We start from the raw sequence: 12117 nt of genomic DNA, 5'->3' as shown, positions 1-12117 counted from the left end.
TGAAATGGGAAGAGATCTTAAATTTACAAGAAATATTGGTATCGCTGCTCACATTGATGCAGGTAAGACTACCACTACAGAAAGGATTCTATTCTACACAGGGGTAAACCACAAAATTGGAGAAGTTCACGATGGTGCTTCTACAATGGACTGGATGGAGCAGGAAGCAGAAAGAGGTATTACTATTACTTCTGCAGCGACCACTTGTTCTTGGAACTTTCCAACAGATCAAGGAAAACCTCTAGCTGATACTAAGCCTTACCACTTCAACATCATTGATACACCGGGACACGTTGACTTCACAGTAGAGGTAAACAGATCTTTAAGAGTATTGGATGGATTGGTATTCTTATTCTCTGCAGTAGATGGAGTAGAGCCTCAGTCTGAAACAAACTGGAGACTTGCTGACAACTACAAAGTTGCTAGAATGGGATTCGTAAACAAAATGGACAGACAAGGTGCTGACTTCCTTAACGTGGTAAACCAGGTTAAAGAAATGTTAGGATCTAACGCAGTTCCAATCGTTTTACCAATCGGTGCTGAAGAAGATTTCAAAGGTGTTGTTGACTTAATTAAAAACAGAGCGATCATCTGGGATGAAGCAGGACAAGGAGCTACTTTCGAAGTAGTGCCAATTCCTGAAGATATGAAAGATGAAGTTCTTGAATATAGAGAGAAATTAGTAGAAGCTGTTTCTGAATATGACGAAACTTTGATGGAGAAATTCTTCGAAGATCCGGATTCAATTACAGAAGAAGAAATCAATGCTGCATTGAGAGCTGCTACTATCGATTTATCTATTATCCCAATGACTTGTGGTTCTTCATTCAAGAATAAAGGAGTACAGTTTATGTTGGATGCAGTATGTAAATACCTTCCTTCTCCATTGGATAAAGATGATATCAAAGGTACTGATCCAAGAACAGACGCTGAAATCACAAGAAAACCATCTGTAGACGAGCCTTTCTCTGCATTAGCATTTAAGATTGCTACCGATCCTTTCGTAGGAAGATTAGCATTCTTCAGAGCTTACTCTGGAAGACTTGATGCAGGTTCTTATATCTTGAACACTCGTTCAGGTGATAAAGAAAGAATCTCTAGAATCTATCAGATGCACGCTAACAAGCAAAACCCGGTAGAATATATTGAAGCTGGTGATATTGGTGCAGCGGTAGGATTCAAGTCTATCAAAACTGGTGATACAATGTGTGATGAGAAAAACCCGATCATTCTTGAATCAATGGTTTTCCCTGATCCGGTAATTGGTATCGCTGTTGAGCCTAAAACTAAAGCTGACCAGGATAAAATGGGTAACGCTCTAGCTAAATTGGCTGAAGAAGATCCAACGTTTACAGTAAGAACTGACGAGGCTTCTGGACAAACGATCATCTCTGGTATGGGTGAGCTTCACTTAGATATCATTGTTGACCGTATGAAGAGAGAGTTCAAAGTTGAAGTAAACCAAGGACAACCTCAGGTAGAATACAAAGAAAACTTAACAAAAGTTGCTCAACACAGAGAAGTTTACAAAAAACAATCTGGTGGTAAAGGTAAATTTGCTGATATTGTATTTGAATTAGGACCTGCAGATGAAGGTAAAATTGGTTTAGAATTCATCAATGAGATCAAAGGTGGTAACGTTCCTAGAGAATTCGTTCCTGCAATTGAAAAAGGCTTTAAAGCTGCAATGAAAAACGGTCCTTTGGCTGGTTTCGAAGTTGAAGGTATTAAAGTTGTTCTTAAAGATGGATCTTTCCACGCGGTGGATTCTGATGCTCTTTCCTTTGAAATGGCTGCTAAATTAGGATTTAAAGAAGCGGGACGTGCTGCTAAGCCAGTAATTATGGAGCCTATTATGAAACTGGAAGTTGTAACTCCGGAAGAATATATGGGTAACATCATTGGTGACCTTAACAAGAGAAGAGGTACAATCAGTGGTCAGGAAGAGAAAAATGGAGCTGTTGTAATTAAAGGTTCTGTTCCACTTTCTGAAATGTTTGGATACGTAACTACTCTAAGAACACTTTCATCAGGAAGAGCTACTTCTTCTATGGAATTAGAGAAGTACCAAGCTACTCCACAAAACGTTGCTGAAGAAATCATAGCTAAAGCAAAAGGTTAATTTTTAAATTAAAGAAATGTCACAAAGAATCAGAATAAAACTAAAATCTTACGATTACAACTTGGTAGACAAGTCTGCTGAGAAAATCGTAAAAACGGTAAAGGCTACTGGTGCTGTTGTAAACGGACCAATTCCATTGCCAACGAATAAGAGAATCTTCACTGTGTTGAGATCTCCGCACGTAAACAAGAAAGCAAGAGAGCAGTTCCAGCTTTCAGCTCACAAGAGACTGATGGATATCTACTCTTCTTCTTCTAAAACTGTTGATGCTCTAATGAAATTAGAACTTCCTTCAGGAGTAGACGTAGAAATTAAAGTGTGATAAATGCATACTTTGCAATGATTATACAATCCCTTTTCTTACGAAAAGGGATTTTTTGTTTTAATATAATGTGTTAAAAACAGAAATAGGTATTACATGGTTCTATATTTTGTATAAATTTGTGCAAATCTATGCTTATGAAAACAACTGTCTTTTTATTGATATTCTGTGTTTCCACTTTAAGTGCACAAACACACCGCTATATTTATGATCTGGTGTATAAACCGGATTCCGCTTCTGTAAACACCCGTAAAGCGAACTATTACCTGGACATTAACCCGACGGAAACCTATTATTTTGAGAGACCTTATTTTGTAAGTGATTCCATTGAAACAGCCACGGGAAGGAAAATATTTTCCGGTAAGACCAGCGATCTTTTAAGTAAAAATCTTAAAACCAATGAATATACTCTTTTTAGTATTCAATATTTTGAAGTGTATCAATTGAAGGATAAACCACAGATGAAATGGAAAATTGAAAATGAAACCAAGACATTTTCTTCCCTGCAGCTGCAAAAAGCAACGACCCGTTTTGCCGGAAGAAATTGGGTGGCCTGGTTTTCAAAAGAGTTTCCGTTTCAGGAAGGTCCCTATAAGTTTCATGGCTTGCCGGGAATGATTATTGAAATCTATGATGATAAAAAAAATTATCATTTTACCCTCAATAAATCTGAAAATTTCAAGGAAACCTATTCTATGAAAATCTTTAAGAATGCCAGAGAAAGAGGAACGGAAATACCCTATTCCAAATACCAATCTTTACTGATGAATTACTACCAAAATCCGTTGAAATTTATTCAAAGCGGTCAACTGGAGATTAATGAAAATAATAAATTGACATTGGATGACGGAAGAACAATCTACAAGCCCGAGGAGCTGCGTCTCTTTGAAAAAGAAGAACAGGAGAGATTAAGGAAATACAATAATCCCATTGAACTTGATAAAGCAATACGCTATTCCGGTTTTAAAAAATAAAATATAAATTCAACTGTTTTAAAGCGCCCAAAGTATCATTATCCAATACTTTGCAGTAATTATACAATCCCTTTTCGTAAGAAAAGGGATTTTTTTGTTTTTCAGAATCAAATTTCAAAAAAGGTATTTTAGTTATTCCGGCTTAGTATATTCACCTTCCACATAGCCTCCATTTACATATCTTGTGGTATCATTTGTATGCCAGGCATATACACCTGAAACCATAATACCTAGATCCTGAACATATTCTTCTACAAGATTCTGAAAATGATTAAAAGGAGGAATATGCTTTTGTAAGATCAGAAATTCTTCTAAATATTCATCATGCAGTGCAAGAGCTGCCATATAAGCCTCATATAAAGTACTGTTGTTTTGTTTTTGGAATACTTTTACAAGGTTCATAGTATCTTCTTCCCTGTGAAGTTCTTTAGGTAAAGAAATGATGTCATTATGAATGCCAATCATTAAAGAACATAATGTGTAGATTCGTCTTATGTGAGGATGTTCAAAAATCTCATCTGGTAACTTACGATAATCTTTTTGCATGACAACGTAATCTGAGAAAGGTTGTGCCCCGCTTGTCGCTTCTCTGATAATTAAATATACTGGTAAAGGGGGAATTGTATTTGTTCTGTAGTATACTTTCTCATCCGCATAGCCCATGAACACATATTGAATAGAGTTTACAAATCTCTTATACAAATGTTCTGGAAGCTTACATTTAATAGCATCTTGTCGCAGGACCCAAAATAAATGATATACACCATTTTCAGTTGGCTCATTGGGATTATCGCCCGTTAATATATCTGTTATATTACTTGCAATTTCATACATTTCCTCGTGCGAGCAGCGGTCGAAATAATCATCCATCATGGCTCCGTTGGACGCATAATTAGCCAATGGCCTCAGTTCTTCAATTGTTTTAAGAAAAGGACATCCACGTGCAGCAATATCAGTTAGATGATGTTTCTTGTGTTTCTCGCGGGCTTCACGACTATGTATTACATACTCTGTGTCAATCCACTGATAATACTCTTCCCGCTGTTGTTGGAAATTGTTGTGAATAAAATCTTGAAATGGATACCTGGGCTTGGGAAGATCCTGCAATCCTGCATAGAATTCTTCATCTGAAATTGATGTTTTCATATTATTTTGTTTTTATGGTTGATTAAAATTATGTATAAATACAGATTTATTAATAAATATTGTGAAATATTTATGATTTGTGATTTATTATTTTTATCCTTATTTTGTGAATTATTTTATTAATAATATAGATCTATTCGTTGATTACAAGTATTTCATTACTCCTGTTTTAAAGATTTGTTTTTAATAGTCATATAATAAGTTTTAAGAAAAATTGGCTATTTATTCTGAGTATATGTTGATGTATTATGATCATATATGTGTTATTAATGGTAATGTGATATTGATAGTTCTTTGATGGGTGACATATGTCACTTTGTTTTATTTATTTAGAATGAATAAAAACAATAAATTTGCAAAAAATTATCAGATGAATAAAGTAGTATCCTTTTCTCTGCTATTATTGGGTGGGGTTCTGGCGAATGCGCAGAAGACAAATGATTCGATTAAGCATAAAAAAATCGATGAAGTAGAACTGTTTGGTGAAAGAAAGAAACAGCCGCAAGGTTTAGAAGCCATTACAAGATTGCCATTAAAACCAAGAGATCAGATCCAAAGTATTTCTGTAATTTCTTATAAAGTAATTGAAGATCTTGGAGGTTTGACTGTGACGGATGTTGCAAAGAATGTTCCAGGGGTAACTCAATTCGGAAGTTATGGTGGTATCAGAGAAAGTATGTCAATCCGAGGATATAGAGGAGTTCCTGTATTAAAGAACGGGGTTCAGATGGATTCGGATTTCCGTACAGGTGCTATGCTTACCGATATGCAGGGAGTAGAGAGTATTCAGGTAATTAAAGGTTCTGCTGCTGTAACGCAGGGAATCGGAGACGGGCTGGGTTCTGCCGGAGGAGTCATTAATGTAGTAACTAAAGTTCCCAAGTTTATCAATCAAACCAACGTAGGTTTCAGATACGGAAGCTGGGATTTTTATAGACCGACCGTAGATTTTCAAAGAGTATTAGACTCTCAGGGGAAAGTTGCCGTAAGATTAAATGCGGCCTATCAGAGCAGCAATAGCTTCAGAAGATTTGTAAATACAGATCGTATTTACGTAAACCCATCCATCGCAATCCGTCCGGATGATAAAACGGAAATTGTGGTTGAAATGGATTATATGCATAATAATACCACACCGGATAGAGGAACCATCAACCTTGCTAAAGGAGATGTTGAAGCTATTTATAAAATGCCGGGAAGAAAATTCCTTGGATTCTCTACGGATAATGCAAAAATAGAAACATTCAATTTCTCAACTACGGCGACAAGAAAGCTGACTGAAAAACTAAAATTAAGAGCAGCTTTTATGAGCTCTTCTTATCAGTCTGAAATTGTAGGAGCTGCTTTAGCTCCACTAAAGAGAGAGAACCCGACAGAAGAACGTAACAGAACATTAACAAGATCAGACAGAGAAGATATAAATAAGGTTTTTCAATTTGACTTCATCGGAGCAGATGTGATGACCGGATTTATGAAACATACATTCCAGGTAGGTTTCGACTGGAAAGAATCTAATGTAACAACTACTTCTTACAAAGCAGTGGATGTTGATAAGATCAATGTTCTGAATGAAATTAACAATATTCTTCCTTCCAATATTAATATAAACTTATCAACCGCTAATCCTGTTAACGCAGTTGCTCCTACAATGGGGTTAATGGCTCAGGATGTTATTACCTTCAACAAATACATCAAAGCTCACTTAGGGATTCGTTACAGCAGACTGATAGGTTCAGATAAAGAAAAAGATTTCGCGTGGAACCCGTCATTAGGAATTATGATCTCTCCAATTGAGAACATGAACATTTTTGGATCCTATACAAGTACCACTGCTTTAAGAAATGCTAATAATCAATTATTAGCCGGAGGTACGGTAGGAGCTTCTACAACCAGACAATGGGAGGCAGGAATCAAATCAGACTGGTTGAATGAAAGATTGAGATTCAATGTTACATTCTTTGATATCAATACCGATAACCTGTCATATGAAGTTCTTGGAAATAATGGTCAGGGAATAGGAAAATATGCTTTAGCAGGAGAACTGAGAAGAAAAGGAATGGAAGTAGAATTAATCGGTAAGATTCTACCTAACCTTCAGGTGATGACAGGATGGGCATATGTTGATGCACAATATCAGGACAGCCCTTCATTTGTAAGTGGTTCAGCGCCGATTAATACCCCTAAGAATACTGCAAATGCATGGTTGAATTATAAATTTAATACAGGTGTTTTGACAGGGTTCGATATTGGGGCTGGAATATACTATGTAGGAACCAGACCTGTTGATGATTATAAAAATGAAGCCATCATTGATAACGGGCATGTAAACGGAACGCAGCCGGGTGAAAGACCATTCAATATGCCGGATTATACTACTGTGGAAGCTCAGGTGGGATACACTTTCAAAAATGGGTTAGGGTTAAGAGGATTCTTCAATAATATCTTTAATGCAGTAGGATACAATTCTTATTTCAGAGGAGGATATATCGATCAGATCCAGCCAAGAAACTTTGCGGTACAGGTAAATTATAAATTCTAATTACACAATCATTAAAGTATGAAAAGTTTAAAATCATTATTATTCGCATTCGCTATTGGAGCTGTTTTCGCTTCATGTGCCGGAGATAAGAAGAAAGGAATAGATTATAACCAGTTCAAAACTGAAGTTCAGCTTACCCCTGATCAGGTGAAAAGTTTCGACGAGATCACCAAAAAATATCAGGATCTTCAGGAACAAAACTTCCAGGCGGCTAAAGCTCAGGGAGGAAATATGGACCGTGTAGCATTGGGGATCAAAAATGAAGAACTGAGAGCTCAGCAGTCTCTTGAAATGGCGAAAGTTCTTGATGCACCACAAATGGAAAGATTCAACAAATTTGTTGATGAAAATTCCAGAAAAAGACCGAGATATGATAATGCTTTATTGGAAAGAATCAAAACTGAAGCTCAACTTTCCGAAGAAGAATTCAAAATGGTAAATGCGGCCAATGATGCTTTTGAAAAAGCCTTCAATGACGCTCACGATGTGTATCACGGAAACAATGATTTAGCTAAAGAATACTGGGAGAAATTTGATGCGCAGAGAAAAGCTGCCATTCAGAAAGCACTTAGTCCTGAACATTACACGAAATTTGAAGAGATTGTGAAAGATGTTCAGTTCAAAGGAAGAAAGTAATGAAGACCGGAATTAAAGAGAGGAACCTATTCCAATCATTATTCTTGTTTTTATACTCATCCATATAAACACATTTTTTTTATTCATATCAATTTTAATATCTAAAAACATTAAGACGGTACAGCTGTCTTAATGTTTTTGCTGTTATCACCTGATGAAGTTATTATTTAAAAGCCTTTACAGAAAAAGAAGAAAAAATGAATCAGTTACAAAATATCTGATGTGGCTCATCCATCTTTGGCTGGGACTTTTATCAAGTATAATTGTCTTTATGATGTGTCTTACCGGCTGTCTGTATGCATTCAAAAATCAGATTACAGATTTTAACAACAGAAATAAAGTGTATATCACACCAGTTTCCACGGCAGTGAAAAAACCAGGCCAGATCCAGGCTGAGTTTTTAAAACAGAATAGAGAACTTACTTCTTTACTGATTCCTGAGGATAAAGGACGAAGCTATGTGATAGGTTATCGCGAAAACCAACTGGATAAAAGTACTTACTATAATCAGTATACAGGTGAAATTCTTGGGCAGCCTGATGTGAGTTCCAGCCGGTTCTTTGAAGTGGTTCTGGATCTCCATAGAAATCTGATGATGGGAAATGCCGGCCGTCAGGTTGTAGGAGCTGCAGTACTGATGTTTTGTATGCTGCTGATCTCAGGGTTGATTCTTTGGCTTCCGAAAAAACTAAAATTTTTGAAACAGGGATTAACAGTTATGCTTAAAGCAAAATTTCAAAGATTAAACTATGACCTTCATAATACACTCGGTTTTTACACCTTTCTAATGCTCTTCTTTATGGCTGTTACCGGATTGTATGTCACTTATCCCTGGGTGAAAAATGCTCTTATTGTAAGCTTGGGGGGCAGTTCAATAAGTAATATTTCAAAAGAAAAAGATAACGGGGATAATGCTTTTGAAGGGCTTCTGGAAGATATGCTTCAGAAACAGAGTGAGAAAGAAAATCTGAAAGATGCAGCTTCAGCTTCTATTGATGAGATTTTAAAACTCGCCAATCAAAAGCTCCCTTACAAGGCAGTTACGAGTATAGAGCTTCCTAATAAAGACAATCCGAGATATGTGGTGATTAAAACCAACAGGCAGAACTTTCTCGGAATGATGCTCCCGGACGAAGTAACATTTGATAAAACCGGAGTCTTCAAAACCAAAGAGTTATTTTCAGACAAACCTCTGAATAAACAGTTTACTGCATTGGCTAAGCCTTTACATACCGGAGAAATTATGGGGCTGCCAAGTATTGTTCTCTATTTTATAGTTTCTCTTATAGGCTGCTCTCTGCCGGTGACAGGATTTTTGATCTGGTGGCACAGATTCAGAAAAATGAAATAGAAAAATGCAGCGCCTTTCAGTTTATATACCTTAGTTTTTCATATTCTAATGATTGGTTCACGTTTATTTTATACATTTATTATATCAAATAACTTAGACTATGGAACATAAGAATCGTAATTTTTTTGAAAAATTTTCTAACTGGGCAGTGAAATTTACAGGAAGTGCGAATGCCTTTATCGGGGCTATGCTTATTGTAATTGTCTGGGCTGTTTCCGGACCTTTTTTTGATTATTCAGAAACATGGCAGCTTGTTATCAATACCGGAACCACAATCATTACTTTCTTAATGGTATTCCTGATTCAGAAGGCTCAGAATAAGGATTCAAAAGCTATACAGATTAAGCTGAACGAACTTATTGCCGCTCACGAAAAAGCAAGCAACAGAATTGTAGATATTGAAGATCTTACAGAAAAAGAACTGGATCAGCTTCATTGTTATTACGAAAATCTTGCGCAGTTTGCTAAAAAAGATGCAGATATCCATACTTCCCACTCCATAGATGCTGCCCAGAGAAATCAGGACTATAAGCATGAGTTTTTCAAAAGAAAACACGAAGAATGGCTGCAAAAACAAGAGCAGAAAAAGTAGAGTAATTTTGAAGAATGTTCCTGCCGGTCTTCGATTGTGTGGTCTTGATATTTTTTATTTATTTACTGTATTTGTATGGATTCTTAATTAAATCGTGTGTTTTATTTAATGATATTCAATAAGTGTATATATTTGTTGGGTAAAAAATAATCTCATGAATAAAAAACTATTCTGTTTACCCTTGTTGTTTTTAGCAGCAAGCGTAACTGCACAATGGGCAAAAGGTGTCCCCGATAAGAAGATCATAAAAACAAGTGATCGCTCAGTTTATTATAAGCTTGATATTGATCAGGTGAGAACCCAGCTTCTCAGAGCCTCAAAGGCAGGAGAAGGATCTCCGGTTACAATCAGCATTCCTACTTTAGCAGGAAAAATCGAAAGATTTACCGTGAATAGCTTTCCTGTAATGGATGAAGCTCTGGCTAAGCAATATCAGCTTGGATCATATGTAGGAGTAGGACTTGATGACCCTTCCAAATACATCCGCTTTAGTGTCGCTCCGAATGATTTCCAGTCTATGATTATTCATGACGGAAAATATGAATTTATTGAGCCGGCTACAGCAGATAAGTCTTATTATTCCATACATGGAAAAAGCAGTAAAAATGGGCATGCATTTAAATGTTCTACCAAAGAAGATAAAGAATCTGTAGCCAGATTACAGCAGTTAATGAAAAACGGTGAAGCAGAGAAATCAGGAAATAAAACATTCCATACATTAAGATTAGCATTATCCGTTACCGGTGAATATACCAGTCATTTTGGGGGAGTAGCCAATGCCCTTACACAGATTAATGCAACACTTTCTAAGGTAGATGCCATTTTCGAACAGGAGTTTAATATACACCTTACAATGATTAATGCTCCGAATCTTATTTTTGCTGATGCGAATACAGATCCTTATAGTACTTCCGAATACATGTGTAAATGGAATTATGAGCTGATGAATACTTTGCATGGCGGAACTTATGGAGTCAGCGATGCCGGCTTTGATATCGGTCACTTGTTCGGAGCAACAGGAGGGGGAGGAAATGCAGGCTGTATAGGCTGTATAGGAAGTAATGATGTTTCAACAACATCTTATACGGCAGCGCAAAGTGACTGTCAGAACGCTGCCGGTACTTACTATGCTTATATTTCTCCTAATAACTATAAGGGAAGCGGTATCACGTCACCTGCAGATAATAACCCTAATGGAGATAACTTTGATATCGATTATGTAGCTCACGAAATTGGACACCAGTTGGGAGATAACCACACTTACAGTTTCAAAGAAAATACAGGGGTTGAAGTTGAGCCGGGGTCAGGTTCAACAATTATGGGATATGCTGGGATTACAGGAACAACAACGGATCTTCAAGATCATTCTGATCCCTATTTTCATAGTGTAAGTATCGATCAGGTTCAGGCTAATATGGCGACGGTAACAGTGGATGTGGAAACTCCTATCACCAATAACCCTCCGGTGGTTGCCGCAATGAATACTACCTATACCATTCCGAAATCTACAGCTTTTGTATTAACTGCCTCAGCTACTGATCCGGATAATGATCCTCTGACATACAGCTGGGAGGAAGTAGATGCAAGTACTTTGACAAATGGAGTTACTAAGACCAATCTTGGAAATACATCATCCGGAGCAACTTTCAGATCGTGGCCGGCAACATCTAATCCAACAAGATATTTCCCTAAACTGGCTACAGTACTTGGAGGCGCTGTAAAAAATACAACAGATTTTGAAGCGGCAAGCACAGTTGCCAGAACAACTAAGTTCAGAGCCACTGTAAGGGATAATAAACCTGCCGGACAAGCACAGACTGCTTATGCAACACAAACCATTGTAGTGGGATCAGCAGCAGCATTTACAGTAAATACAACATCTCTTACTCCAAATACTAACTCAACCATCGCATGGACAGTTTCAGGAACCACAGCTTCTCCATACAACGTAGCTAATGTGAAAATTGATTGTACTGCAGATGCAGGAGCAACCTGGACTGATCTGGCTGTTTCAGTTCCTAATAGCGGATCTGCAAGTGTTTTCATCCCGGCATCTTTGGCGGGCAAAACAATTTATATCAGAGTTTCAGCCATAGGAAATGTATTCTATGCCGTGAAAAGTGCTACGGTAGCAACATTAGCTGTATCTGAAGCAGGAAACGTAAAATCTGTTCAAATCTATCCGAATCCGGTTGAAAATGTATTGAATATTACCAATGTTTCTTCAAGATCAGCATATGAAATTTATAATGCACCGGGACAGTTGGTTGCAACCGGAACCGTGGGAGAAGGTAAAATTGATGTGACTAATCTGGTAAAAGGAGTTTACTTCATTACAATCAGTAATAACGGAGAAAATATCAAAACCAAGTTCGTTAAAAAATAAACTTTAAATTTAAAATAAAAAACCTCTGAGCGATCAGAGGTTTTTGTTT

At 37.0% G+C, this 12117-nt stretch carries 9 protein-coding genes; 8 read left to right on the top strand and 1 reads right to left on the bottom strand.

All coding sequences use genetic code 11. The annotated features are described in order from the left end of the window. Positions 1-4 precede the first annotated feature (4 nt). The 3 genes from fusA to F3J23_RS08155 all read left to right on the top strand — a co-directional run bounded on the left by fusA (position 5) and on the right by F3J23_RS08155 (position 3418). Complete coding sequence (fusA, locus tag F3J23_RS08165; protein ID WP_167026839.1) at positions 5-2122, top strand: elongation factor G; 2118 nt, start codon at positions 5-7, stop codon at positions 2120-2122. A 16-nt stretch (positions 2123-2138) separates the two neighbouring features. Then, complete coding sequence (gene rpsJ, locus F3J23_RS08160; protein ID WP_002661363.1) at positions 2139-2444, top strand: 30S ribosomal protein S10; 306 nt, start codon at positions 2139-2141, stop codon at positions 2442-2444. Positions 2445-2581: 137 nt separating this feature from the next. Next, positions 2582-3418, top strand: a complete 837-nt coding sequence (locus tag F3J23_RS08155) for a GLPGLI family protein (protein ID WP_167026837.1) — start codon at positions 2582-2584, stop codon at positions 3416-3418. A gap of 132 nt (positions 3419-3550) precedes the next feature. Here F3J23_RS08155 and F3J23_RS08150 read toward each other — a convergent pair whose 3' ends face one another. After that, the gene (locus F3J23_RS08150) at positions 3551-4564 is read right to left on the bottom strand and encodes a terpene synthase family protein (RefSeq protein WP_167026834.1); all 1014 of its coding nucleotides are present in this window, start codon (positions 4562-4564) and stop codon (positions 3551-3553) included. Between the two features lie 370 nt (positions 4565-4934). On the opposite strand from F3J23_RS08150, the gene F3J23_RS08145 reads away from it, so the two are divergent. The 5 genes from F3J23_RS08145 to F3J23_RS08125 all read left to right on the top strand — a co-directional run bounded on the left by F3J23_RS08145 (position 4935) and on the right by F3J23_RS08125 (position 12068). Then, the gene (locus F3J23_RS08145; RefSeq protein ID WP_167026832.1) at positions 4935-7103 is read left to right on the top strand and encodes a TonB-dependent siderophore receptor; all 2169 of its coding nucleotides are present in this window, start codon (positions 4935-4937) and stop codon (positions 7101-7103) included. 18 nt (positions 7104-7121) lie between these two features. Continuing rightward, a complete protein-coding gene (locus F3J23_RS08140; RefSeq protein ID WP_167026830.1) occupies positions 7122-7739 on the top strand; it encodes a hypothetical protein in 618 nt (205 codons plus the stop codon). A 154-nt stretch (positions 7740-7893) separates the two neighbouring features. Further along, the gene (locus tag F3J23_RS08135; RefSeq protein WP_167026828.1) at positions 7894-9090 is read left to right on the top strand and encodes a PepSY-associated TM helix domain-containing protein; all 1197 of its coding nucleotides are present in this window, start codon (positions 7894-7896) and stop codon (positions 9088-9090) included. Between the two features lie 100 nt (positions 9091-9190). Then, positions 9191-9682, top strand: a complete 492-nt coding sequence (locus tag F3J23_RS08130; protein WP_167026826.1) for a low affinity iron permease family protein — start codon at positions 9191-9193, stop codon at positions 9680-9682. Between the two features lie 154 nt (positions 9683-9836). After that, a complete protein-coding gene (locus F3J23_RS08125) occupies positions 9837-12068 on the top strand; it encodes a zinc-dependent metalloprotease (protein WP_167026823.1) in 2232 nt (743 codons plus the stop codon). The last annotated feature ends 49 nt before the right edge of the window (positions 12069-12117 follow it).

The organism is Chryseobacterium sp. Tr-659 (genome assembly GCF_011752975.1).
Lineage (GTDB): Bacteria > Bacteroidota > Bacteroidia > Flavobacteriales > Weeksellaceae > Chryseobacterium.
The sequence above is the reverse complement of the archived record's forward strand: the minus strand, read 5'-3'. Positions and strand labels throughout refer to the sequence as shown.